Origin of the sequence: Xenophilus arseniciresistens, from assembly GCF_028023875.1 — a bacterium.
In the GTDB taxonomy this organism is placed as follows: domain Bacteria; phylum Pseudomonadota; class Gammaproteobacteria; order Burkholderiales; family Burkholderiaceae_C; genus Xenophilus; species Xenophilus arseniciresistens.
Genome location: NZ_JAQIPB010000002.1, coordinates 847459 through 871256, shown reverse-complemented (window position 1 = coordinate 871256; position 23798 = coordinate 847459). Strand labels below are relative to the sequence as shown.

Sequence of the window (23798 nt, the reverse complement as noted above, 5' to 3'; positions counted from 1 at the left end):
TTGGCGATGACCACCTCCGCGCGCTGGCCGGCCACCTCCACATAGCCGCGAAGATGGCTCGGGTCGCTGCTGGAGACCTGGTTGACGATGATGCGAGCCGGCCCGAGCGCCAGCCAGGGATTGCCCTGCACCCAGCCGCCCAACTGGGTTTGGACGTTCGTGCGGCTGTTGTTGAGGATGGCACCTGCAGCCTGCACATCGAAGCGGTTGTAGCTGTTGATGCTCACGCCTGCGGCAGAGGGTGTGCCGATGTTGACCAGCGGCACACCATTGGGCGCCATCAGCACCTGGGGCCGCTGGCCGGCCGCAGCGAACGGGTTGGCGACGATCTGGGCTTGCGCGCTCAGGCCGCCCAGCAGCCCCGCGAGAGTGACCGCCAGGGCCGAGCCGGTGGTGCGTGCGCGGCCCTTGCCGGCGCTGCTGGCCGTCTCCTGCACGGCCATGCGCTGGCCTCGTGCTGCGTTGAAGACCACCCGGTGAAGATGCTTGTTCATTTTTTTCTTCCAATCCCTGTCTGGCTATCCCTGTCTGGCTGCTTGGCAGCCCCATGCGCAACCCTGCGCGATCTCAGAAGCTGTAGTTGAGGTTGAAGCCCGCCGTCATGCGTGCGGTGGGGAAGCCCTCGGGTTTCCACACCGGTGCGCCGATGAACAGGTCGTAGTTCAAGCTGCTGGTGCCCGGGCCCGTGCGCAGGGCACCGCGCACGCCCAGCACGGCACCCGCGAGGTGGTTGCCCAGCAAGTAGCGGGTGGAAGGGCCGCCCACATGGCCGTAGTCCAGGCCCACATACAGTTCAGCGCCGCTTGCGCCCATGGCCCAGCCCAGGTCGTTGCGCAGCAGCCAGCCACGCTCGGCCAGCAGGCTCGTTTCGCCATCAAAGCCGCGCACGCTGTAGCGCCCCCCGATGGCGAAGCGATCCTGCGGCGTCAGCGGCGTGCGGTTCCACTGCGCGCGCCACTGGCCGGCGTAGCGCAGCTTCTGTTCACCCCACTGGAAAGGCAGGGTCAACTGCACGTCCGCAGCCCACAGCCTCATGCGCGACGTCCCCTCGCCGTAAGCCTCTTCGGGCGCTGGCAGTGCGCCGAAGGCACCGGTGCCACGCCGGTGCGTCAGGTTGCCCTCCAGCGTGGCCTGGCCGATGAAGGCCTTGTGGTTCAGGCCCAGTTCCCAGCCGCCCACCACGCGATGCTGCACCTCGATCTCGGTGTCATCGACCTCGCTGCGCGATTCGCGCCTGAAGCCCCGCAGGCTCAAGGTGGTCTTGTGCTGCTGGCTGCGCCAGACCAGGCGAGAGAGCTTGATTTCGGCGTTCTCGGTGCGTCCTCCGTACACATAGTCCTGGCTCAGGCCCGCCACGCTTTGTCGATAGCGACTGCGCGAGGCCGTGAAGCCCGCCAGCCAGTAGCCGTAGGGCACCGAATAGTGCAAGGTCTGTCCCTCAGTGCCCTTGCGCGGGTTGCCCAGAAAGTGGTCGTCGATGCTGTGGTTGGCACTCAGGTAGAACAGATCGTTCAGGCCCAGCAAGCTGTCGGCAGAGGCGGTCAACCCCATCTGGTAGCGGCCGGTCGCTTCGGTGCCGCTGTCGTCCAGGCTCAGGGCACCGCGCAGGCGGCGGCCTTGTGCATACCGGACGACGAGTTCGCTGTCGCCAGGACGGGCGTCAGGGGATTTCGAGGGCTCGATCTGAATGTCGGCCTCGGCCGTCGGCGCGCGCTTGAGGTTTTCCAGGCCCTGCTCGATGTCGCGGATGTTCAGCAAGTCGCCTACACCCGCAGGGACGGCAGATAGCAACAGACGCTTGCTCGGGGTAGGCCCGGCGTCGGGGTCCGACGCGAACCGGATGGCCGTGATGCGCCCAGGCACCAGGGTCAGAGCCAGTTCACCGCGAGTAAGGTCTTGCGGCCCGGCCAGCACACGCGTGGTGACGTAGCCTTGCGCGATCACCGCCTGCTGAAGGCGTGAAAGCACGATGTTGATGCCTTCGGTGCCCAGGCAGCGCCCCAGGGGTGAATCATTGCCAGATTCACCACCGGCCGCCTGCAGCGCCCACTGGAACTCGCCCGCCAGTTCGCCGCCGAGCGTGATGCGGTCGATGCGAAAACAAGGGGTTTCAGCGTCGGGCAGGCGTTGAGTGCTCGCCGGGCCCTGCCGCTGCAGCCGCGCGTCCACGCTGCGCTCTTGCTGCTCGCGCAAGGCGCGCTCGCGCTCTTGCTGGCGGATCTCTTCGATGAAAGGGTTGGGCGCGGTCGGGTTGGATTGCGCCATCGCCCCGTTGGCAACCGCCAGCAACGCGAGCGCTGCGCCCAGAGGCTTCTTCAGCGAGCGCGTATGCGCTGCGCGGCCGCGTCTTGCGGTCTTTGGTTTCACTGGAACTCCCTGATTTGTATCAGGGTGTGATTTTGGGGTACCTCACTGAAAACTGAGCGCTGGTGACACAGTCCGGTTGAGAACTAATGAACACAAGATACCTATCAACTCTGTAGGGCTTGCTAGGCGCAGCGTGTGCCGGCCGTGCGCGGGAAACAGAAGGCTCTCTTCCGGCCATGATGAATTCCCAGCCATCCACCCGAATGAGTGTTCGTTGCAGGCTCCGGAGCTGCAGTCACCATGGCCAGATGGGAAAAAGAAAAAGCCGCATGCAGCTTCCGCCACACGCGCCTTCGATGCCGCTCGCGCAGCCTTGCCGTCAAAGAATCCGGTTGAACCACAGCAGCGACAGCCCGGCCGAGAGCAGCGCCAGCAGCGCGGCGCCCAGGGCGAAGAGGGCCGAGATCTCGGTCTCCTTTTTCTCCACCGTCAGGCGCGAGCTCAGCGTTTCGTACACCTTCTTCAGATCGGTGGCCGTGCCGGCATAGAAGTATTCGGCCGCCGTGCTGGTGGCCACGGCCTTGAGGGTTTCCTCGTCCAGCCGCACGCGCATGGACCAGCCCTCGAAGCCGATGGTCTCGCCGCTGACGGTGCCCACGCCCACGGTGTAGACGCGCACGCCGCGGTCGGCGGCGGCCTTGGCGGCCTCCATCGGGTCCACGCCCGTGGTGCGCTGGCCGTCGGTCAGCATGATGATGGCGGCCGAGCTGTAGGAGCCCGGGGGCACGGGCGCCACCTCAGCGGGCTTGGGGCGCTGGGCCTGGTCGATGGGCACGCCCTGCAACTGCTGGCGCCCGGGCGAGCCGAAGGTGCTGATGTCGATGCCCGCGTTGGGGAACAGCGTGGCCAGCGAGACCACGATGGCATTGCCCGTGGCCGTGGCGCGCTGCAGCTGGAAGGAGTCGATCGCGGCGTTGAGGTCTTCGCGGTTGGTGGTGGGCAACTGGGCTACGTTGGCGCTGCCGGCGAAGGCCACCACGCCCACCTTCACATGGCGCGGCAGGTCCTTGATGAAGCCCTTGGCCGCTTCCTGCGCGGCCACCAGGCGGTTGGGTTTGACGTCTTCGGCACGCATGCTGCCCGAGACGTCCATCGCCAGGATGATGGTCTGCTGGTTCGACGGCAGCACCACCGAGGCCATGGGCCGCGCCGCCGCGATCAGCATGGCCGCGATGGCCAGCAGGAACAGCAGCGGTGGCAGGTGCCGGCGCAGCGACTGGCCGGCGCCCATGGCCTCGTGCACGATGGACAGGCTGGCATAGCGCACGGCCAGCTTCTTCTTGCGCCGCAGCAGCCAGACGTAGAGCACCAGCAGCAGCGGCAGCACCGCCAGCAGCCACAAAAACTGGGGCCAGAGAAAGCTCATCATGCGTGGGCTCCTGAAGAGGCGGTGCGGCCTTGCACGCGGCGCTTGCGCAGATCGCAGAAGCGGACGATGGCCTGCACCAGGTCGTCTTCGGTCGACAGCTCCAGCGTGTCCACGCCCGCGCGGCCCAGCGCCTCGCGCAGGGCCGTTTCGCGGTCGGCGGCCAGGCGCGCGAAGCGGCGCCTGAAGCCTGCGTCATGCGTGTCCACCCAGAGCTGCTCGCCGGTTTCGGCATCGGTCAGCGGCACCAGGCCCAGGTCGGGCAGTTCCTGCTCCAGCGGGTCGAACAGGCGCACGGCCACCACCTCGTGGCGCTGGGCCAGCCGGCCCAGGGGTTTTTCCCAGCCGGGCTCGGTGAGGAAGTCGGAGACCACGAACACGGTGGCGCGGCGCGGCATCAGTGCGGCGGCGGCGTCGAGCAGGTCGGACAGGCGCGTCATGCCGGCCGCGGGTGCTGCCTTGGGCGCAGCGCGGCGACTGGCCGCTTCGGGCTCGCGCCGCTTCATCAGGTGCAGCAGGCGCAACACATGCGCGCGGCCGCTGCGCGGCGGCAGCACTGCATCGAGGCTGTGGCCATAGACCAGCGCGCCCACCCGGTTGCCATGGCGTGTGAGCAGGCGCGCCAGCACGCCCACGAAGCCGGCCGAGATGTCGCGCTTGGCTCGGACGCCGGAGCCGAAATCGACCGAGCGGCTGAGGTCCAGCACGAACCAGGCGGCCATCTCGCGGTCTTCTGTGAAGACGCGCACATGCGGTACCTGCTGGCGCGCCGTCACGTTCCAGTCGATGTGGCGCACGTCGTCGTGCAACTGGTATTCGCGCAGGTCGGCCAGGTCCAGGCCGGTGCCGCGCATCAGGGTGCGGTAGTCGCCCTGCAGCAGGCCGTCCAGGCGCCGGATCACGGTCCACTCCAGGCGCCGCAGCAGGCGCTCGGCGCCTTCGGCGTGGGGCGCAGCGTCGTTTGCCGCCTCCGCGCCAGCGCCGGGCGCGGCCTGGCCGGCCGCCGTGCGTGAAGAGGAACGTCGCCACCACATGTGAATGGGCTCCCGTGCTCAGGCGGCCTGGCGTTCGTGTTCCAGCGGGCGCGGCGGCGGGGCCACGGCGCGCATGATGCGCTCCACCAGCGCATCCGGCGTGAGGCCCTCGGACAGGCCTTCATACGACAGCGTCACGCGGTGCCGCAGCACATCGGGCACCAGGTCGGTCATGTCCTCGGGCAGCGCGTAGCTGCGCCCGCGCAGCATGGCCAGCGCGCGCGCGCCTTCGGTCAGGTTGATGGTGGCGCGCGGGCTGGCCCCGTAGGTGATGAGCTGGCGCGTGTCCTTGAGGCCGAACTTCTCGGGCGTGCGCGTGGCCGAGACCAGCTTCACGGCGTACTGGATCAGCGACGGGTCCACGTACACCAGCCGCGCCTGTGCCTGCAGGGCCGCGAGCTGCTCGGTGGTGGCCACGGGCGCGGCTTCGAGCTTCTCGCCGATCACGCGCTGCACGATGACGAACTCTTCCTCGTCGCTCGGGTAGTCCACCAGCACCTTCATCATGAAGCGGTCCACCTGGGCTTCGGGCAGCGGGTAGGTGCCTTCGGTCTCGATGGGGTTCTGCGTGGCCATCACCAGGAAGGGGCGCGGCACCTGGTGCGTCTCGCCCGCGATGGTGACCTGGCGCTCCTGCATCACTTCGAGCAGGGCGCTCTGCACCTTGGCCGGCGCGCGGTTGATCTCGTCGGCCAGCAGCAGGTTGGCAAACACGGGGCCCAGCGCGGTGGAGAACTCACCGGTCTTCTGGTTGTAGATGCGCGTGCCCACTAGGTCGGCCGGCACCAGGTCGGGCGTGAACTGGATGCGCTTGAACTGGCCGCGCACGGTCTCTGCCAGGGTCTTTACGGTCAGCGTCTTGGCCAGGCCGGGCACGCCTTCGACCAGCAGATGGCCGCCCGCGAGCATGGCCACCATCACTCTTTCGAGAAAGCGGTCCTGGCCCACCACCACGCGCTTGACCTGGTAGAGGATCTGCTCCATGAGTTCGGCGGTGGAGGCGGGCGTGGAACTGGCCGTGGGGCTGGCGAAGTCTTCCTGGCTCATGCGGGTGTCCTCGTTGAATTCAGGGGCGGCGAAGCGATCAGAAGGGCGGCGAGCCTGCGGCCGAGGCCGCGTTCTCGATGGGCACCGCAAAGCCGATGCCGATGAAGGTGCGCTGCTGCGTAGGGTTGAGGATGGCGGTGACGATGCCCAGCACCTCGCCATCCATATTGACCAGCGGGCCGCCCGAATTGCCGGGGTTGGCCGCGGCGTCGAACTGGATCAGGTTGCCCAGTTCCTGCTTGCCTTCGGGCGAGCGGAAGGAGCGCTTGAGGCCCGACACCACGCCGGCCGAAACGGAGGGCCCGATGCCGAAGGGAAAGCCCACCGCCGCCACCTGGTCGCCGGGCCGCAGGTCGGCCGTGGAACGCATGGTGGCCGCGATCAGGTCGTCGGGCAGCTTTTTCGCCTGCAGCACGGCCAGGTCGTTCTCGGGCTGCGCGCCGGTCACGGTGGCGTCGGATTCGGTGCCGTCATGGAAGGTGACCTTGATGCGCTGCGAGCCGGCGACCACGTGCAGGTTGGTCAGGATGGTGCCGTTGTCGACGATCACCACGCCCGTGCCCACGCCGCGTTCCTCGGGTTCGTCGGGCGCCGCTTCGGCCTCGGGCGGCTTGCCCTTGCCCAGGTTGCGTCCGCGCTTTTCCTGCTTGGCGGCGGGCGTGACTTTCTCGGGGCCGTAGCCCACCACGCGCACCAGCGAAGGCGCAATGGCTTGCGCCGCGCGCGCGGCCGGCGAGGGCAGGGTCTGGGTGCTGAGCGTGCGCAGCACGGCTGCGTCGATGTCCTTCTGCGTCAGGCTGCGGCCGGCTTCGCGCGGCCACATCCAGGCGGCACCGGCGGCCAGGGCCATGCTCAAGGCCAGCAGCAGCGCGAAGGCGCCACGCCCGGGCTGCCAGCGCGCCCGCGCCGGGGCTGGCGCGGCGGCTGCAGGTGCCTCGTCACCCGAGGCTTGCGGCGCAGGGTCGGGCCCGGCCGCCGGCGCACCAGCAGCGGTGGTCGCAGCCTTGGGCGAAGGGCTGTAGCGGGCGGGCCTGCGCATGGATGCACCTCCGGTCAGAAAGGGGTCCAGGAACGGGCTCACACTAGCATGCTTTGTGCCCCGCTGCATGCCATCGTGCATCATGACCGCATGACGTCCTTTGTCGATACACACTGTCACCTGGACGCCCCCGAGTTCGGCGACGAGGCGCCCGCCGTGCAGGCGCGCGCGCGGCGTGCCGGCGTACGGCTGGGCGTGATCCCCGCGGTGGGCGCGTTCAACTTCGACACCGTGCGCGAACTGGCCCACCGGCAGGGCGACGTGTACGCGCTGGGCATCCATCCGCTGTTCACGCCCAAGGCTCAGCAGGCCGATCTGCAAACGCTGGCGCGGGCGCTGCGTGCGCAACTTGATGACATGCGCCTGGTGGCCGTGGGCGAGATCGGGCTGGACTACTTCGTGCCCGAACTCGACGGCCCGACGCAGGAGCACTTCTTTCGCCAGCAACTGGTGCTGGCGCGCGATCTGGAACTGCCGGTGCTGATCCATGTGCGCCGATCGGTGGACAAGGTGCTGCGCCATCTGCGCGAGGTGGGGCGAGGCCGGCCCTGGCGCGGCATCGCCCACGCCTTCAACGGCAGCGCGCAGCAGGCGCAGGCCTGCATCGCGCAGGGGCTGAAGCTGGGCTTTGGCGGCGCCGTGACCTTCGAGCGCGCCCTGCAACTGCGCCGACTGGCGGCCGAGCTGCCATTGCAGGTGCTGGTGCTGGAAACCGACGCGCCCGACATTCCGCCGCACTGGCTCTACCGCACCCAGGCCGAGCGCGACGCCGGCCAGCCGCAGGGGCGCAACGAGCCGGCCGAGCTGCCGCGCATCGCGCAGGTGATCGCCGATCTGCGCGGCATGCCGCTGCAGGCCCTGGCCGAGGCCACCACGCGCAATGCCTGCGAAGCCATGCCGCGCCTGGCGCACTGGCTGGATGTGGTGGAAGCGCCCTGCGAGCCTGCGCAACAAGGGCCTGCGAGGGGGCAGGAAAGCCGCGTCTGATCGGTCTGTCCGTGGTCTGCCTACACGGGCCGTAGGCCGAGCGCGCGATGCGTGCGCAGGCCGCTTTCAGGGCCTCATTCGGTGTCATCCTTCGTTCATGCCTTCCCGTTGAGAAGGCTCGCAGCGGCTGGCAAAGCCTGCTGCTTCCCCATCGCAGTCAAGGAGATACCCATCATGCGCAAGACCATTCTGCAACCTCTGGCCACCGCGGCCCTGATGGCACTGGCCGGTGTGGGCGTCGCCGCGCACGCACAGACCAGCACGGGCACCGAACCCACCACCACCGAGAAGGTGAAGGAGACCGGCCGCGATGCGGTGCAGGCCACCGAGCGCGGCGCCGAAAAGGCCTGGGACGCCACCAAGGACACGACCAAGCGCGCGGCCAACGCCACCGAGCGTGGCGCCGAAAAGGCCTGGGATGCCACCAAGAGCACCACCAAGCGTGCAGCCAATGCCACCGAGCGCGGGGCCGAGAAGGCCTGGGACGCGACCAAGGACACCACGGGCAAGGCCGTGGACGCCACCAAGAGCGGCACCAAGAAGGCCGTCAACGCGACCGAGCGCGGCACCAAGAAGGCCTGGAATGCCACGAAGGAGACCACCGGCAAGGCCGTGGACGCGACCAAGCGCGGCGCGAAGAAGGCAGGCAACGCGACCAGCGAAGTGGCGCACGATGCAGCCGACGGCATGCGCTCGACCGGCGACAAGATCGGCGAGAAGATCCCCGGCACGGCCCAGCACGAGGCTGCCAAGAGCAACTGACGCGGGAAGAAAAAACGCTTCGCGCGCCGCCGCCTGGGCGTGAGCGCCGCCGGTCATCCAGGCCGGCTTCCCCCCCGGACCTTGCCTGCTCGCGCAGGCAAGGTTTTTTGTTGGCCTGCCGGAGCCGGTTTTCCGCTCTGGCACGGCGCGCGACAATCGCGGGCGTGCAACTGTCTTCGTCACCCACCCCCATGCCTGCCGCTGCGCCCGATGCGGCGCCCGCGCTGGTGCTGCAGGGGCTGCCGCCCGTCGTGGACGCCGGCACCGTGCTGCTGATTCTTGGCAGCTTTCCCGGCGCGCGTTCGCTGCAATTGCAGCAGTACTACGCGCATCCGCAGAACCAGTTCTGGAAGATCCTGCAGGCGCTGTGGCCGCAGCATCCGCTGCCTGCGCCGTGTGATGCGCACAGCTATGCTGCGCGCTGCCGCTGGCTGCTCGCGCGCGGCCTGGGCCTGTGGGACGTGTATGCGCGCTGCACGCGCATCGGCAGCCTCGACAGCGCGATCCGCGACGCCGTGCCCAACGACATCGCGGCCCTGCAGCTTCCGCGCCTGCGCGCGGTGGCGCACAACGGCGGCGAAAGCTTCCGCCATGCGCGCCACACGGCGGCGCTGGGCGTGCCCGTGCATCGGCTGCCTTCCACCAGCCCGGCCAATGCAGGCTGGTCCTTCGCGCGCAAATGCGAGGCCTGGCGCGACGTGGTCGCCGCGCAGGGCTTGCTGTAATGGCGGCGCGGCGCGCGGCGGGCGCGGCCCGCCCGGAGGTGGGGTTGCCCGAGGTCAACTTCTCCGACTGGGGCGACACCCGCTATCTGCACCTGGGCACGGAATGGGTGCAGGGCTCGATGCGGCTGGACGCGCCCGACGAGATCGACCTCGAATACGTGCAGCGCATGATGGCCTGGCTGCTGTTCGTGGAGCCGGCCAGCGTGGCCAAACGCCACAGCATGCAACTGGGCCTGGGCGCTGCGGCGCTGACCAAGTTCAGCCGCAAGCGCCTGCGCATGCGCACCACGGCCATCGAACTGAACCCGCAGGTGCTGGCCGCCTGCCGGGGCTGGTTCAAGCTGCCGGCCGATGACGCCAAGCTGCAGGTGGTGATCGCCGATGCAGCGCAGGAAATCCGCGAGCCGCGCTGGCAGGGCAGCGTGGACGCGCTGCAGGTGGACCTGTACGACCACGAGGCGGCGGCGCCGGTGCTCGACAGCGCCCAGTTCTATGCCGACTGCCGTGCCGTGCTGACCGAGGAGGGCTGCATGACGGTGAACCTGTTCGGCCGCTCCTCCAGCTTCGAGCGCAGCCTGGAGAAGATCGCCGAAGCCTTCGGTCCCGAGGCGCTGTGGGCCTTCAAGCCCACGCGCGAGGGCAACACCGTGGTGCTGGCCCAGCGCACGCCGCAGCGCGTGCGGCGTGAAAAGTTGGCCGAACAGGCCCAGCAGATCCAGACGCGCTGGGGCTTGCCGGCGCCCAAGTGGTTGCGCGTGTTCAAGTCTCTGGCACCATGAGCGCCGTGAACTCCTCGCCCACCGCTGTCCAGGCCTACGAAGGGCCGCTGCAATTGCGCGTGCTCATCGACTGGCTGGCGCGCGACCGCGTCATCTCGCCGGGCGAGGCGCAGCGCACGCTGATGCGCTGCGCGCAGGTCGAAAGCCGGCAGCCGCCGCTGGTGCGCCTGGCCAACGTGGCGATGGCGCGCGAATCCGATGGCAAGCCGCTGGATCTGGAGCAACTGACGCAATGGCTGGCGCGACGCGCGGGCCTGGAGTACCTGCGCATCGATCCGTTGAAGGTGGACGTGGGCAAGGTGGCCGAGACCATGAGCGCAGGCTATGCCGAGCGGCACAAGGTGCTGCCCGTGCAGGTGAGCAGTGCCGAGGTGGTGGTGGCCACGGCCGAGCCCTTCGTGACCGACTGGGTCGGCGAGGTGGAGCGGCAGTCGCGCCGCCGCGTGCGTCGCGTGGTGGCCAACGCCACCGACATCCAGCGCTACACGGCCGAGTTCTTCGCGCTGGCCAAGTCCGTGCGCGCGGCGCAGAAGGCGGGCTCGGGCGCATCGGCCGCCAACTTCGAGCAGCTGGTCGAGCTGGGCCGCAGCAACAAGCAGCTGGACGCCAACGACCAGAGCGTGGTGCAACTGGTGGACTGGCTGTGGCAGTACGCCTTCGACCAGCGCGCCTCCGACATCCACCTGGAGCCGCGGCGCGAGCAGGGCGTGGCGCGCTTTCGCATCGACGGCGTGCTGCATCCGGCCTACCAACTGCCGCTGGGCGTGCTGGCCGCGATGATCTCGCGCATCAAGCTGCTGGGCCGCATGGACGTGGTGGAGAAGCGCCGCCCGCTGGACGGCCGCATCAAGACCCGCAACCCGCGCGGCGACGAAGTGGAAATGCGCCTGTCCACCTTGCCCACGGCCTTCGGCGAGAAGATGGTGATGCGCATCTTCGACCCCGACAACGCCGTCAAGGACCTGGACGCGCTGGGCTTTCCGCCGCAGGACGCGCAGCGCTGGGAGCAACTGGTGGCGCGGCCGCACGGCATCGTGCTGGTCACCGGGCCCACGGGCTCGGGCAAGACCACCACGCTCTATTCCACGCTCAAGCGCGTGGCCACCGAGGAGGTCAACGTCTCCACGGTCGAAGACCCGATCGAGATGATCGAGCCGGCCTTCAACCAGACGCAGGTGCAGCCGCAACTGGACTTCGGCTTCACCGAAGGGCTGCGCGCGCTGATGCGGCAGGACCCGGACATCATCATGGTGGGCGAGATCCGCGACCTGGCCACGGCCGAGATGGCGGTGCAGGCGGCGCTCACGGGCCACCTGGTCTTCAGCACGCTGCACACCAACGATGCGCCCAGCGCCACCACGCGCCTGATGGAGCTGGGTGTGCCGGCCTACCTGATCAATGCCACCTTGCTCGGCGTGCTGGCCCAGCGGCTGGTGCGCACGCTGTGCACGGCCTGCAAGGAGCCCGACCCCGAGATGACGCGCGAGACGCTGGCCGAGGTGGTCAAGCCCTGGAGCCTGTCGGGCGACGTGCGGGCCTACAGGCCCGTGGGCTGCGTCGATTGCCGCATGACCGGCTACCGTGGCCGCATGGGCCTGTACGAGCTGCTCACCGTGTCCGAGAGCTTCAAGGGCCTGCTCAACAAGGCGCCCAGCATCGACGCCCTGCGCCGCCAGGGCGTGAGCGACGGCATGCGTCCGCTGCGGCTGACGGGCGTGCTGCGCGTGGCCGAAGGGCTCACCACGATCGACGAAGTCCTGAGCGCCACGCCGCCTCTGGAGTGAGCCCCGCGCCCCTGGATGGCGCAGGCCGCACTGCCGCGGTGCAGGCCGCCCGCAGACCCTGCGGCTTCCAGGGTTAACCCTGCTGATCGATTAGGTGGAATCCACATCGCTGCTGACGAAGGGCTGACCAAAAATCCGCCGGTCTCTCTTTCTCAGGAGTTCGTTCGTGAAAATCAAAAGTCAAAAGGACTTTTTCGCGGGCCTGATGTTCGTGTTGGTGGGGATCGGTTTCGCCTGGGGCGCAACCACCTACAACGTGGGCAACGGTGCGCGCATGGGTCCGGGCTATTTCCCCCTGATGCTGGGCATCCTGCTGGCCGTCCTCGGCCTGCTCGTGGTCTTCACCTCGCTGGTGGTGGAAACCGCCGACGGTGAGCCCATCGGCACCATTGCCTGGAAGCCGCTGATCCTCATCATCTCGGCCAACCTGATCTTCGGCGTGCTCCTGGGCGGTCTGCCCGGCATCGGCCTGCCGGCCATGGGCCTGATCATCGCGATCTACGCACTGGTGCTGGTGGCTGGCCTTGCAGGCCCCAACCCCTCGCTCAAGCTGTCGCTGATCCTCGCCACGATCCTGGCCGTGGGCAGCTATCTCGCATTCATCGTCGGCCTGAAACTGCAGTTCCAGGTCTGGCCGACCTTCATCACTGGCTGAGGCGCGCAGAGACATCATGGATCTGATCAACAACCTTTCGATCGGTTTCGGAGCGGCCTTCACGTTCCAGAACCTGATCTATGCATTCGTCGGCTGCCTGCTGGGCACGCTGATCGGCGTGCTGCCTGGCATCGGCCCCGTGGCCACCATCGCCATGCTGCTGCCCGCCACCTACGCGCTGCCGCCCGTGGCCGCGCTGATCATGCTGGCCGGCATCTACTACGGCTCGCAATACGGCGGCTCCACCACGGCCATTCTGGTCAACCTGCCCGGTGAGTCGGCCTCCGTCGTGACGGTGATCGACGGGCACCAGATGGCCAAGAACGGGCGAGCGGGACCTGCGCTGGCAGCGGCCGGCCTGGGCTCCTTCTTCGCCGGCTGCGTGGGCACCCTGATCCTGGCGGCCTTCGCGCCGCCGCTGACCGAGGTGGCCTTCAAGTTCGGCCCGGCCGAGTACTTCTCGCTGATGATCCTGGGCCTGATCGGCGCCGTGGTGCTGGCTTCGGGCTCACTGCTCAAGGCCATCTGCATGATCGTGCTGGGCCTGCTGCTGGGCCTGGTGGGCACCGACGTGAACTCGGGTGTGGCCCGCTACAGCTTTGACATCCCCGAGCTGACCGACGGCATCGGCTTCATCGCCATCGCCATGGGCGTGTTCGGTTACGGCGAAATCATCGCCAACCTGGCCAAGCCCGAGGAAGAGCGTGAGATCTTCACCGCCAAGGTGCAGGGCCTGTGGCCCACCAAGGACGACTTCAAGCGCATGCTGCCGGCCGTGCTGCGTGGCACGGCGCTGGGCTCCACGCTGGGCATCCTGCCCGGCGGCGGCGCACTGCTGTCCTCCTTCGCCGCCTACACGATGGAGAAGAAGCTCAAGCTCAAGCCCGGTGAAGTGCCGTTCGGCAAGGGCAACATCCGCGGCGTGGCCGGCCCCGAATCGGCCAACAACGCCGGTGCGCAGACCTCCTTCATCCCGCTGCTGACGCTGGGCATTCCGCCCAACCCGGTGATGGCGCTGATGGTGGGCGCGATGACCATCCACAACATCCAGCCCGGCCCGCAGGTGATGACCAGCAACCCCGAGCTGTTCTGGGGCCTGATCGCTTCGATGTGGATCGGCAACCTGATGCTGATCATCCTGAACATGCCGCTGATCGGCATGTGGATCAAGCTGCTGTCCATTCCCTACCGCTGGCTGTTCCCTGCCATCGTGCTGTTCTGCGCGATCGGCGTGTACTCCACCAACAACAACACCTGGGACGTGTGGATGGTCGCCATCTTCGGCGTGGTGGGCTATGTGTTCATCAAGCTGGGCTGCGAACCTGCGCCACTACTGCTGGGCTTCATCCTGGGGCCGATGATGGAGGAGAACCTGCGACGGGCGCTGCTGCTCTCGCGCGGGGACTGGAGCGTGCTGGTCACGCGCCCCATCTCGCTGGGCCTGCTGATTGCCGCGGCGCTGCTGATCGTGATCGTGCTGCTGCCGGCGGTGAAATCCAAACGGGAAGAGGCCTTCGTCGAGGAGTGATGCTCCTGCTGACGAGCGGCGCCCCGCAAAGGGCGCCGGCTTCAGACTTCAAGAAATCAAGAAAAAGCACCTTCGGGTGCTTTTTTCATTGCCGGGCCGCCCCAAGGTGAAAAGCCCCCTCCGGGCGGGGCCGCGGACCTCGCGAAGCGGGGGAGCGTGGGGGCCATTTTTCATGGGCGCCGATGGATGCATTGCGTGGTGCCGCGCGGCGCGCCCGCGCCATGAAGGGCTGGATGTCGCGCGGACTCAAGAGGGCCATGCGCGTGGCGCTGATGGCGGGCTGATGGCGACCATCGGGCGACGGGTCCTGCCGCAGCCTTTGCGCGAGAGGCGGGCCCCGCGTGGCGTCAGGCATGCGGACTGCCTGTGAGCAAGTCTTCTGCAGGCAAGCCCAAACACAAAGGCCCGGTGCAATGCACCGGGCCTTTGTGTTTGGAGGCGGCGCTTGTGGTGCGCCGCCGGGGCTGTCCGAAGCACCGCGAGGCGCTTCGGACAAGGGCCAATTACATGCCCATGTCGCCCATGCCGCCCATGCCGCCGGGCATGGCCGGTGCAGCAGCTTCGTCCTTCGGTGCTTCGGCGACCATGGCTTCGGTCGTCAGCAGCAGCGAAGCCACGGAAGCGGCGTTCTGCAGTGCGGTGCGGGTCACCTTGGTCGGGTCCAGGATGCCCAGCTCGAGCATGTCGCCGTAGGTGTCGTTGGCGGCGTTGAAGCCGAAGTTGCCCTTGCCTTCCAGCACCTTGTTCACGACCACCGAGGGCTCGCCACCGGCGTTGGACACGATCTCGCGCAGGGGCGCTTCGATGGCCTTGAGCACCAGCTTGATGCCGGCGTCCTGGTCGACGTTGTCGCCCTTGACCTTGTCGCCCACGGCTTGCTTGGCGCGCAGCAGCGCCACGCCGCCACCAGCCACCACGCCTTCTTCCACGGCGGCGCGGGTGGCGTGCAGGGCGTCTTCGACGCGAGCCTTCTTTTCCTTCATTTCGACTTCGGTGGCAGCGCCAACCTTGATCACGGCAACACCTCCGGCCAGCTTGGCCACGCGCTCTTGCAGCTTTTCACGGTCGTAGTCGCTGGTCGCTTCCTCGATCTGGATGCGGATCTGCTTGACGCGAGCCTCGATGTCGGCAGCGGCACCGGCGCCATCGATGATGGTGGTGTTTTCCTTGCCCACTTCGATGCGCTTGGCCTGGCCCAGGTCGGCCAGCGTCACCTTCTCCAGCGTCAGGCCCACTTCTTCAGCGATGACCTTGCCGCCCGTCAGGATGGCGATGTCTTCCAGCATGGCCTTGCGGCGGTCGCCGAAGCCAGGTGCCTTCACAGCCACGACCTTCAGGATGCCGCGGATGGTGTTGACCACCAGGGTTGCCAGGGCTTCGCCCTCGACTTCCTCGGCAATGATCAGCAGCGGGCGGCTGGCCTTGGCGACTTGTTCCAGCGTGGGCAGCAGGTCGCGGATGTTCGAGATCTTCTTGTCGAACAGCAGGACGAAGGGGTTGTCCAGCAGGGCGACTTGCTTCTCGGGGTTGTTGATGAAGTAGGGCGACAGGTAGCCGCGGTCGAACTGCATGCCTTCGACGACGTCCAGTTCGCTGTCCAGCGACTTGCCGTCTTCCACGGTGATCACGCCTTCCTTGCCGACCTTGTCCATCGCGTCAGCAATGATCTTGCCGATGGTTTCGTCGCTGTTGGCCGAGATCGAACCGACCTGGGCGATTTCCTTGGAGGTGGTGGTGGCCTTGGAAGCCTTCTTCAGCTCTTCCACCAGGGCGGCGACAGCCTTGTCGATGCCGCGCTTGAGGTCCATGGGGTTCAGGCCGGCGGCCACGTACTTGGAGCCTTCGCGCACGATGGCCTGGGCCAGCACGGTGGCGGTGGTGGTGCCGTCGCCGGCGTTGTCGCTGGTCTTGGAAGCCACTTCCTTCACGAGCTGGGCGCCCATGTTCTGCAGCTTGTCCTTCAGTTCGATTTCCTTGGCCACGGACACGCCGTCCTTGGTCACGGTGGGGGCGCCGAAGGAGCGCTCGAGCACCACGTTGCGGCCCTTGGGACCCAGGGTGACCTTGACCGCGTTGGCCAGGATGTTCACGCCTTCAACCATACGGGCGCGGGCTTCACCGCCGAAGACTACGTCTTTTGCTGCCATGTTCAGTTAACTCCGAAATTCTTTGAAAAGGTGGAAAGGAAAGAAGGATTTACTTCTCGACGACTGCGAACAGGTCGTCTTCCTTCATCACCAGCAGTTCGTCGCCGTCGACCTTGACGGTCTGGCCCGAATACTTGCCGAACAGCACGCGGTCGCCGACCTTCACGGTCAGAGCGGCCAGTTCGCCCTTGTCATTGCGCTTGCCCGGGCCCACGGCCAGGACTTCGCCCTGATCGGGCTTCTCGGCGGCGGCGTCGGGGATGACGATGCCCGAAGCGGTCTTGGTTTCGCTGTCAATGCGCTTGACGATCACGCGATCGGCCAAAGGACGAAGTTTCAATTGAATCTCCTGGATGGGTTGAGATATGGACAAGAGGACGCCGGCCGGATAGCCCGCGCTCACATTCCGAAGACGCGCGCCGAAGTTGTTAGCACTCAGCGCCATCGAGTGCTAATGATAGTGGCATTTGATGACGTTTCAAGGGCGTGCTGTGCCGCAAGGGCAGGCGCCCTTGCACGCCCCGGGCGGCACCCGCGGCGGGCCGCGCGCTGCCGGATGCCGCGAGCCGGCAGCCCGGCCCGTCTCGGCGCCCGCCCATAATCCGCCATGTCCCGGACCCCCACCCACGACCCCGATCTGCTCGTGACCCACACCACGGCGGCCAGCACGTCGGTGGCGCGGTGGGTGCAGCAGCACCATGGCCTGCAGGTGGAGGAGTGCCACCTGATCCGCCGAGGGCTCAACGACAACTACCTGCTGCGCGGCGTTGACGGCGCCCTCCATGTCGCGCGGCTGTATTCGATTCGGCCGCGCGGCGATTTCAACATCGATTTCGAGGCCGCCCTGCTGGCGCACCTGGCCTCGCGCGGGGCCGGTGTGGCCGCGATGGTGCCGGCCGCGGACGGGCGCACGCACGTCATGCTGCAGTTCCCGGAGGGGCCGCGCGCGCTGGCGCTTTTCCAGCATGCAGAAGGCACGATTCCCGAAGCGTTGCCTGAGTTCGAGCTGACCGGCCGCATGCTGGCCTGCATCCACGCGGCGGGGCAGGACTATGCCGGCGCGCTCAGCCGCTACACGCTGGACGGCGAGCATCTCGCGCTCAGAACCCTGGCCTATCTGCAGACGCACCCGGAGCGCGACGCCCAGTTGCTGCACAGCTGCCAGGCGCTGATCGAGCGCCTTCTTTCAGAGCTGGCTGCTGCCGAGCCGGCGCTCACGCGGGTGCTGTGCCATGGCGACACGCACGGCTTCAACAACCACATGAGCCAGGACGCGGCTGGCAGGCAACGCGCGGTCTTTTTCGATTTTGACGATGCCGGGCCGGGCTTCCTGGCCTATGACCTGGCCGTGCTGCCCTGGTCCTACCTGTTCCGCAAGGGCCTGCGCGAGGCCGACGACACGCTGCGCGAGCGATGGACGCATTACCTGGCCGGCTACCGCGCGGGCGGCGGCCGGGTGAGCGAACAGGATCTGGCGGCGCTGCCCCTGTTCATCCAGCTGCGCTCGCTCTGGAACTTCGGCGAAGCCGCGGGGCGGCTGCACCACTGGGGCACGAGTTCGGCGCCGCTGGCGTGGCTGCGCAAGCAGTTTGAGGTGTTCGAGGCCTGGCAGGCGCTGGACCTGCGCGCGTGATTGCGTGAGTGCCGGGGCGGGCTGGCCACGCGCGACGCGGCTTCAGCCGCCGCTGCGCCGCTCCATCAGCTCCCGCACCCGCCGCGCCAGCGCGTCCATCTCGAAGGGCTTGGTCATCACATGCATGCCGGCTTCGAGGTGGCCGTGGTTGAGCACGGCGTTTTCGGCATAGCCGGTGATGAACAGCACGTTCAACCCCGGGCGCAGGCTGCGCGCCGCGTCGGCGAGCTGGCGGCCGTTCATGCCGCCGGGCAGGCCCACGTCAGAGACCAGCAGGTCGATCCGCGCCGGTGACTCGAGCAGCTTGAGCGCGCTGGCGCCATCGCCGGCCTCCAGCGTCTCGTAGCCCAGGTCGCGCATCTCCTCCAGCACCAGCAGGCGCAGGGCCTCTTCGTCGTCCACCACCAGCACCGTTTCGCCCTGCTGGGCCGGGGGCGGCGCGCTTTCGAAGTGGCGCTGTTCCTGGGGCTGCTCGGGCCCCAGGTGGCGCGGCAGGTAGATGCCCACCGAGGTGCCGTGGCCCGGCTCCGAGTAGATCTTGATCTGCCCGCCCGACTGCTTGGCAAAGCCGTAGATCATCGACAGGCCCAGGCCCGTGCCCATGCCCAGCGGCTTGGTGGTGAAGAAGGGGTCGAAGGCGCGCCGGGCCACTTCGGGCGTCATGCCCACGCCGTTGTCGCTCACCGTGAGCGAGACGTACTGGCCCGGCACCAGTTCGCGCTGGCGGCCGGTGCGCTCGTCGATCCAGCGGTTGGCGGTCTCGATGGTCAGGCGGCCGCCGTCGGGCATCGCGTCGCGCGCGTTGATGCACAGGTTCAGCAGCGCGTTCTCCAGCTGGCCCGGGTCCACATGCACCGGCCACAGGCCCACGGCCGAAACCACCTGCATCTCGATCCCCGGGCCCATGGTCCGGCGCAGCAGCTCTTCCATGTCCTGCACCAGCCGGTTGACGTTGAGCGCCTTGGGCTCCAGCGTCTGGCGGCGCGAGAAGGCCAGCAGCCGATGGGTCAGCGCGGCCGCGCGCTTGGCCGCGCCCTGGGCCACGCTGATGTACTGCTCGATGTTGGTCAGCCGGCCCTGCTCGCTGCGCCGGCGCATCAGCTCCAGGCTGCCCGAGATCGCGGCCAGCAGGTTGTTGAAGTCGTGGGCCAGGCCGCCAGTGAGCTGCCCCACGGCCTCCAGCTTCTGGCTCTGGCGAAGCTGTTCCTTGGCTTCTTCCAGCTCGGCCTCGCGTTCGCGCTGGCGCGTCACGTCGCGCGCGGCCGTGTACAGGCGCCCGCCGTCGGGCACCGCCGTCCAGGACAGCCAGCGGTAGCTGCCGTCCTGGCACCGGTAGCGGTTCTCGAAGTCCACCGTGCGCTCGCCCTGCGCCAGGCGCTGCAGTTCCTGCTCGGTCGCGGCCAGGTCGTCGGGGTGGACGAACTGCCGGAAGGGCGTGTTGCAGATGTGCTCCTGGCTCCAGCCCAGCACCGTGGTCCAGGCGGGGTTCACGCTCTCGAAATAGCCGCTGTCGTTGGCCACGCCCAGCAGGTCCTGGCTCAACTGCCAGGTGCGGTCGCGCTCCTGCGTGCGCTCCTGCACCAGGCGCTCGAGCGAGGCCGCGAAGGCGGCCAGTTCGTTCTGCGCCTCGATGCGTGCGATGGCCACGCGGACGCGCTCGCCGGCCTCGCGCACGAACTCCAGCTCGGCCTGCGGCCAGGCGCGTGCCTGCCCATGGTTCAGGTACAGCAGGCCGACCAGGTTGCCCTTTTCTGTCAGCGGCATGTTCAGCACGGCACGCGCGCCGATGGCCAGCAGCGCCTGGCCCTGGTCGCGTGCGCGCGCGTCGGTGGTGGCGTCCACGATGGCCACGGTCTCGCCGCGGCGCAACTGCTCGATGTAGGAGCCGTAGTCGCGAAAGTGCAGCAGCCCGGCCAGCGAATCCACGCCGGGCGCGCACCAGTCGCGTTCGATGCGGATGGTTTCGGCCTGCTTGTCGACGATGCCGTAGCCCGCGCGGTCCACGCCCAGATGGCGGCCCAGCAGTTCGGAGGCCGCATAGGCCAGCGCCTGCGGCGTGTCGATGTTGCGGATGCGGTCGCTCAGCTCGATCAGCGCCAGGCGCCGGCCCTCCACGCGGTTCATGGCCTGGTCGGCCACGCGCAGGGCGCTTTCGGCCATGCGGCGCGCGGTGGCTTCGTCGGCTTCGCGCAGCGCGCGCGCCAGCACCACGGGCAGGCGCGCCAGGCGGGACTTGCTCACGTAGTCGGTGGCGCCGCGCTTGAGCAGCTCCACCGCGTTGTCCTCGCCGATCACGCCCGACACGAAGATGAAGGGGGTGCGCGGCTGCGCAAGCCGCGCCACGTCGAGCGCCGCCATGCCCGAGAAGCCCGGGATCTCGTAGTCCGACAGGATCACGTCCAGCGGCGTGGTCGCGGCCAGCGCGGCGCGGAAGGCCTCTTCGTGGCGCACGACCTGCAGCTCGGCCTGCGGATAAGCTTCGCGCAGCGCCTCGCCCAGCAGCTCGGCGTCGAAGCGCGAGTCCTCCAGCAGCAGCACGCGCAGCGGCCGCTGGGCAGCGCCAGCCGCGGGCGGCCCGTTACTCATGGCGCCGGGCTTTCAGCGAGCCTGGCGGCGGCTCGTTGAGCACCGCCCAGAACACGCCCAGGTCGGCAATGGCGGCCACGAAGCGGTCGAAGGCGACCGGCTTGACCACGTAGGCGTTGACGCCCAGCTCGTAGCTGGCCAGCACGTCGGCCTCTTCCTGGGAAGAGGTGAGCATCACCACCGGGATGCTGCGCAGATTGGGGCTGGCGCGCACGGCCTCCAGCACTTCCAGGCCGTTGACCTTGGGCAGCTTCAGGTCCAGCAGGATCACGGCCGGGTTGCCTTCGGCGCGCTGGCCGTGCTCGCCTTCGCGGCGCAGGTAGTCCAGGGCCTGCGCGCCATCGCGCAGCACCACCACATCATTGGCGAGCTGGCTGCGCTCCAGCGCGATCAGCGTCAGTTCAAGGTCACGCTTGTCGTCTTCGACCAGCAGGATCGGTTTAAGCATCCTGTTCTTCTCCATTGGCCGACGGCTGCGCGCCGTCCTCGGGGGCGCGCGGCAGGGTGAAGCCGAAGCTCGCGCCCTCGTTCACCTGCCCGCGGGCCCAGACGCTGCCGCCGTGGCGTTCCACGATTCTCTTGACATTGGCCAGGCCGATGCCCGTGCCCTCGAAGTCCTCGGCCTGGTGCAGGCGCTGGAAGACCCCGAAGAGCTTGTCCACATACTTCATCTGAAAGCCCACGCCGTCGTCCTGCACCTGCAGGCCGTCGCCCGAGTCGGTGCGCACGGCGTCGATGCGGATGTGGGCCTGGGCACGCTCGCGCGAATACTTCAGCGCATTGGCCATCAGGTTGCGCACCGCCACCTGCAGCAGCAGCGGGTCGGCGTAGAGCTGCGGAAGGTCGGGCGCGATGATCCATTCCACCTTGCGACCGCCTTCGAGCCGCGACAGTTCCTGCACCAGCCCCTCGACCAGCGTGGCGGTGTTCACCATCCGCCGCTTGAGCGCCGCGCGGCCCAGCCGGGAGAAGTCGAGCAGGGCGTCCACTAGCTGGCCCGCGAAGGCGGCCGCGTCCTTCACATGCCCCAGGTAGCGCGCGGAGCGCTCGCCCAGCCGCTTGCCTTCCAGCTCGACCACCAGGTCCACATAGCCGGCGATGTGCCGCATCGGCGCGCGCAGGTCATGCGAGACGGTGTATGAGAAGGCCTCCAGCTCCTTGTTCACGCGGCCCAGTTCACTGGCCACGGCGGCCAGTTCCTCGGCCCGGCGCAGCACGATGCCGATCAGCGCCTGCCGCAGTTCGGCCACGGCCAGGCGCTGCGATTCGGTCCAGGGCTCGCTCTGGCCCGACACATGCTCGACCCAGCTCGCAAAGCTGCGCCGCGGGTGGATGCGGCCATCGGTGGCCATCGGCGCCTTGCGCGGGTCGCCGGCCCAGGTCACGGTCTGCACCACCTCGGGCCGGAACCACATCACCAGGTGGCGGTGCACCTGCGAAATGGAAATGGCCAGCACGCCCGCGGGCCCGCGCACCGGGCCGCCCGGGGCATGCACATGGGCCACCGAGCGGCTGTCGTAGATTTCGCGGCCCAGGCCCGAGATCCATTGCGCCAGCGCCTGGATGTCGTCATGCCCGGGCACCTCGCCGGTGGTCCACACCTGGTCGTCCAGCACCACCGCGGCGCCGGTGGCGTGGGCCAGCTTCAGCAGTGGCGCCGGTTCCCGGACCAGCCGGGCCAGCGTGCCATCGCCCTCGCTCAGGTGCGACACCAGCTCGAGCGTGATCTTGCGCAGCTCCAGCCGCTCCGACACGCGCTGGTTGGCTTCCTTGGCCTGGATCTGCAGTGCCAGCAGCTGGCCCATGTGCTCGCAGGCCCGGCGCACCGCGCCCGGCAGGTGGCGCGCGCCATGGTCGTGGCACGAGATCAGGCCCCAGAGCCTGCCGTCGATGACGATGGACACCGACATGGACGCGCGCGTGCCCATGTGGCGCATGTATTCCAGATGGACGGGCGAGACGCTGCGCAGTTGCGCCTGCGAAAGGTCGATGGCCTCGGGCTTCAGGCCCGCGGCCTCGCACACCAGCGGCACCGGCGTGTAGTGCGCATCGGGAATCAGCCGGAACTGGTTCAGCACATACAGCTCGCGCGCCTGCTGCGGGATGTCCGAGGCCGGGAAGTGATGGCCGCTGTAGCTGTCGTAGCCCTCGTCGATCTGTTCGGCCAGCACCTGGCCATGGCCGGCTTCGTCGAAGCGGTAGACCAGGCAGCGCCCGAAGCCCGTGAGCCGCTTCATTTCCTCGGCCGCCAGCGCGGCCAGCTCGGCCACGTCGGCCGCCTGCTGCAGCCGCGGCAGGAAGATGCGCGACAGCGAATAGATCGGGGCCTCGCCGGCCTCGCGCAGGGCCGCCGGCTCGAATTCGACGATCACGTGCTGCGCCGTGCGGTGCGCGGTGGCGCTGAGCCTTTGCGCCTCCAGCGCGATGTCGCCGACCATGACCGGCGCGGTGTCGGGCGTCAGCGCGGCCAGCGCCGCCAGCGGCAATTCGCGCTGCGCCTGCAGCGCCTGCGCGGGGCTCCAGTTGGCGCCACGGGCCACCACCGCCAGCGTCTGCGCGTCGAGCACCAGCAGCCAGCCGTGCGGCTGGATCGCGCCCGGGATGCGGATCGGCTCCTGCTCGCACAGCGAGAGGTCCGGCCCGGGGGAAGGGGCCGGCGAGGAGTTCGGCGTTGATGACGGGTTGTTCAGAAGAGCCACGGTCGATGGGCGAACGGCATGCAGGTGGGGCCGCGGGGGCCTGGCACGGGATCAGTCAATCAATCAATCAAGCAAGCAGGAAGGCAATCGCATGCGCAGGGCCTGTGCATGGGCGATGCGCCGATGATGCAGCATGCCGCAGGCCGCGCCTATCGGAGAGGGACGACGCCCGTAGGCCCCGCACGGTTGCCGCCCTCCGACCCGCGCCGGCCTCGCCCCTGTCAGACGGCGATCTGCGGCAGCGGGCCGGGCGTGCGCGCCGCGGCCGCCGCCAGCGCGGCGGGCGCCAGCCGCTCGGCGCCCGTGCGCCGCACCCCTGTTCTGGCGATCTTCGGCAGCCGGGATTCGCGCTCGGCCTGCGGATGGCTCTGGCTCAGCCGCGCCAGGCAGTGGTTGGCATGGCGGCGCACCGCCAACACGGCGGCGATGGCCTCGGGCGTGGCCGCGATGCGCCCGCCCTGCGTGCGCTGGTGCAACTGGTGGACGGCGTCGTAGGCCAGACGTTCGGCCTCGATCCAAGCCGCGAAAGTCTGGTCTCTGTGCTCGTCCATGGAAGTCCTCTTGAGGCTGGGATGTGTCGCTTGGCGGGTCAAGGGCAGCGCTGCGGCGCTGCCACATGCAGACACTAAAAACACATCCACTCACCCGATGTAGGAGGGC

The 23798-nt window shown here is 68.5% G+C and carries 20 protein-coding genes; 8 read left to right on the top strand and 12 right to left on the bottom strand.

Annotation, left to right across the window (positions count from 1 at the left end):
- The 6 genes from PGB34_RS08675 to PGB34_RS08650 all read right to left on the bottom strand — a co-directional run.
- Positions 1-494: two-partner secretion domain-containing protein (locus PGB34_RS08675; protein ID WP_271427656.1), on the bottom strand; the 494-nt coding region annotated here is incomplete at its 3' end.
- 73 nt (positions 495-567) lie between these two features.
- Entirely contained in the window at positions 568-2265 is a 1698-nt protein-coding gene (locus PGB34_RS08670; RefSeq protein WP_271427655.1) for a ShlB/FhaC/HecB family hemolysin secretion/activation protein, read from the bottom strand.
- Positions 2266-2686: 421 nt separating this feature from the next.
- Positions 2687-3733 carry a VWA domain-containing protein gene (locus PGB34_RS08665; RefSeq protein WP_271427692.1) on the bottom strand — a complete coding sequence of 349 codons (1047 nt, stop codon included), beginning with the start codon at positions 3731-3733 and terminating at the stop codon, positions 2687-2689.
- On the bottom strand, positions 3733-4767 hold the full coding sequence (locus tag PGB34_RS08660) for a DUF58 domain-containing protein (protein WP_271427654.1): 1035 nt from the start codon (positions 4765-4767) through the stop codon (positions 3733-3735). The genes PGB34_RS08665 and PGB34_RS08660 overlap by 1 nt, the downstream gene beginning before the upstream one ends.
- A gap of 18 nt (positions 4768-4785) precedes the next feature.
- Entirely contained in the window at positions 4786-5814 is a 1029-nt protein-coding gene (locus tag PGB34_RS08655) for an AAA family ATPase (protein ID WP_271427653.1), read from the bottom strand.
- A gap of 37 nt (positions 5815-5851) precedes the next feature.
- Complete coding sequence (locus tag PGB34_RS08650) at positions 5852-6853, bottom strand: S1C family serine protease (protein WP_271427652.1); 1002 nt, start codon at positions 6851-6853, stop codon at positions 5852-5854.
- A 90-nt stretch (positions 6854-6943) separates the two neighbouring features.
- On the opposite strand from PGB34_RS08650, the gene PGB34_RS08645 reads away from it, so the two are divergent.
- The 7 genes from PGB34_RS08645 to PGB34_RS08615 all read left to right on the top strand — a co-directional run bounded on the left by PGB34_RS08645 (position 6944) and on the right by PGB34_RS08615 (position 14073).
- The gene (locus tag PGB34_RS08645; RefSeq protein ID WP_271427651.1) at positions 6944-7840 is read left to right on the top strand and encodes a TatD family hydrolase; all 897 of its coding nucleotides are present in this window, start codon (positions 6944-6946) and stop codon (positions 7838-7840) included.
- Between the two features lie 174 nt (positions 7841-8014).
- Positions 8015-8602, top strand: a complete 588-nt coding sequence (locus PGB34_RS08640; protein ID WP_271427650.1) for a hypothetical protein — start codon at positions 8015-8017, stop codon at positions 8600-8602.
- Positions 8603-8793: 191 nt separating this feature from the next.
- Positions 8794-9327, top strand: coding sequence for a DNA-deoxyinosine glycosylase (locus tag PGB34_RS08635; RefSeq protein WP_271427649.1), 534 nt, complete (start codon positions 8794-8796; stop codon positions 9325-9327).
- Positions 9327-10106, top strand: a complete 780-nt coding sequence (locus PGB34_RS08630; RefSeq protein ID WP_271427648.1) for a class I SAM-dependent methyltransferase — start codon at positions 9327-9329, stop codon at positions 10104-10106. The genes PGB34_RS08635 and PGB34_RS08630 overlap by 1 nt, the downstream gene beginning before the upstream one ends.
- The gene (locus tag PGB34_RS08625; RefSeq protein WP_271427647.1) at positions 10103-11890 is read left to right on the top strand and encodes a GspE/PulE family protein; all 1788 of its coding nucleotides are present in this window, start codon (positions 10103-10105) and stop codon (positions 11888-11890) included. Before PGB34_RS08630 ends, PGB34_RS08625 begins: the two co-directional genes overlap by 4 nt.
- A 166-nt stretch (positions 11891-12056) precedes the next feature.
- Positions 12057-12545 (top strand): tripartite tricarboxylate transporter TctB family protein, encoded by a 489-nt coding sequence (locus PGB34_RS08620; RefSeq protein WP_271427646.1) that lies wholly within the window; start codon positions 12057-12059, stop codon positions 12543-12545.
- A gap of 16 nt (positions 12546-12561) precedes the next feature.
- Positions 12562-14073 carry a tripartite tricarboxylate transporter permease gene (locus tag PGB34_RS08615; protein ID WP_271427645.1) on the top strand — a complete coding sequence of 504 codons (1512 nt, stop codon included), beginning with the start codon at positions 12562-12564 and terminating at the stop codon, positions 14071-14073.
- Between the two features lie 503 nt (positions 14074-14576).
- On the opposite strand, the gene groL is transcribed toward PGB34_RS08615, so the two are convergent.
- The gene (gene groL / locus PGB34_RS08610) at positions 14577-16220 is read right to left on the bottom strand and encodes a chaperonin GroEL (RefSeq protein ID WP_271427644.1); all 1644 of its coding nucleotides are present in this window, start codon (positions 16218-16220) and stop codon (positions 14577-14579) included.
- 49 nt (positions 16221-16269) lie between these two features.
- Positions 16270-16560: a co-chaperone GroES gene (locus PGB34_RS08605; RefSeq protein WP_271427643.1), complete on the bottom strand. Its 291-nt coding sequence runs from the start codon at positions 16558-16560 to the stop codon at positions 16270-16272.
- A 267-nt stretch (positions 16561-16827) separates the two neighbouring features.
- Between PGB34_RS08605 and PGB34_RS08600 the strand changes: the two genes are divergently transcribed.
- Complete coding sequence (locus tag PGB34_RS08600) at positions 16828-17853, top strand: phosphotransferase enzyme family protein (RefSeq protein ID WP_271427642.1); 1026 nt, start codon at positions 16828-16830, stop codon at positions 17851-17853.
- 42 nt (positions 17854-17895) lie between these two features.
- On the opposite strand, the gene PGB34_RS08595 is transcribed toward PGB34_RS08600, so the two are convergent.
- The 4 genes from PGB34_RS08595 to PGB34_RS08580 all read right to left on the bottom strand — a co-directional run bounded on the left by PGB34_RS08595 (position 17896) and on the right by PGB34_RS08580 (position 23689).
- A complete protein-coding gene (locus PGB34_RS08595; RefSeq protein ID WP_271427641.1) occupies positions 17896-20439 on the bottom strand; it encodes a response regulator in 2544 nt (847 codons plus the stop codon).
- Entirely contained in the window at positions 20432-20887 is a 456-nt protein-coding gene (locus PGB34_RS08590) for a response regulator (RefSeq protein WP_271427640.1), read from the bottom strand. Before PGB34_RS08590 ends, PGB34_RS08595 begins: the two co-directional genes overlap by 8 nt.
- Positions 20880-23138: an ATP-binding protein gene (locus PGB34_RS08585; RefSeq protein WP_271427639.1), complete on the bottom strand. Its 2259-nt coding sequence runs from the start codon at positions 23136-23138 to the stop codon at positions 20880-20882. Before PGB34_RS08585 ends, PGB34_RS08590 begins: the two co-directional genes overlap by 8 nt.
- Positions 23139-23359: 221 nt before the next feature.
- Positions 23360-23689 carry a hypothetical protein gene (locus tag PGB34_RS08580; protein ID WP_271427638.1) on the bottom strand — a complete coding sequence of 110 codons (330 nt, stop codon included), beginning with the start codon at positions 23687-23689 and terminating at the stop codon, positions 23360-23362.
- Positions 23690-23798: the final 109 nt, after the last annotated feature.

Excerpts from the sequence above, each read along its gene's own strand:
- PGB34_RS08670 (WP_271427655.1), bottom strand. The coding sequence starts at position 2,265 with ATGGCGCAATCCAACCCGACCGCGCCCAACCCTTTCATCGAAGAGATC.
- PGB34_RS08665 (WP_271427692.1), bottom strand. The coding sequence starts at position 3,733 with ATGAGCTTTCTCTGGCCCCAGTTTTTGTGGCTGCTGGCGGTGCTGCCG.
- PGB34_RS08660 (WP_271427654.1), bottom strand. The coding sequence starts at position 4,767 with ATGTGGTGGCGACGTTCCTCTTCACGCACGGCGGCCGGCCAGGCCGCG.
- PGB34_RS08655 (WP_271427653.1), bottom strand. The coding sequence starts at position 5,814 with ATGAGCCAGGAAGACTTCGCCAGCCCCACGGCCAGTTCCACGCCCGCC.
- PGB34_RS08650 (WP_271427652.1), bottom strand. The coding sequence starts at position 6,853 with ATGCGCAGGCCCGCCCGCTACAGCCCTTCGCCCAAGGCTGCGACCACC.
- PGB34_RS08645 (WP_271427651.1), top strand. The coding sequence starts at position 6,944 with ATGACGTCCTTTGTCGATACACACTGTCACCTGGACGCCCCCGAGTTC.
- PGB34_RS08640 (WP_271427650.1), top strand. The coding sequence starts at position 8,015 with ATGCGCAAGACCATTCTGCAACCTCTGGCCACCGCGGCCCTGATGGCA.
- PGB34_RS08635 (WP_271427649.1), top strand. The coding sequence starts at position 8,794 with ATGCCTGCCGCTGCGCCCGATGCGGCGCCCGCGCTGGTGCTGCAGGGG.
- PGB34_RS08630 (WP_271427648.1), top strand. The coding sequence starts at position 9,327 with ATGGCGGCGCGGCGCGCGGCGGGCGCGGCCCGCCCGGAGGTGGGGTTG.
- PGB34_RS08625 (WP_271427647.1), top strand. The coding sequence starts at position 10,103 with ATGAGCGCCGTGAACTCCTCGCCCACCGCTGTCCAGGCCTACGAAGGG.
- PGB34_RS08615 (WP_271427645.1), top strand. The coding sequence starts at position 12,562 with ATGGATCTGATCAACAACCTTTCGATCGGTTTCGGAGCGGCCTTCACG.
- groL (WP_271427644.1), bottom strand. The coding sequence starts at position 16,220 with ATGGCAGCAAAAGACGTAGTCTTCGGCGGTGAAGCCCGCGCCCGTATG.
- PGB34_RS08600 (WP_271427642.1), top strand. The coding sequence starts at position 16,828 with ATGTCCCGGACCCCCACCCACGACCCCGATCTGCTCGTGACCCACACC.
- PGB34_RS08595 (WP_271427641.1), bottom strand. The coding sequence starts at position 20,439 with ATGAGTAACGGGCCGCCCGCGGCTGGCGCTGCCCAGCGGCCGCTGCGC.
- PGB34_RS08590 (WP_271427640.1), bottom strand. The coding sequence starts at position 20,887 with ATGCTTAAACCGATCCTGCTGGTCGAAGACGACAAGCGTGACCTTGAA.
- PGB34_RS08580 (WP_271427638.1), bottom strand. The coding sequence starts at position 23,689 with ATGGACGAGCACAGAGACCAGACTTTCGCGGCTTGGATCGAGGCCGAA.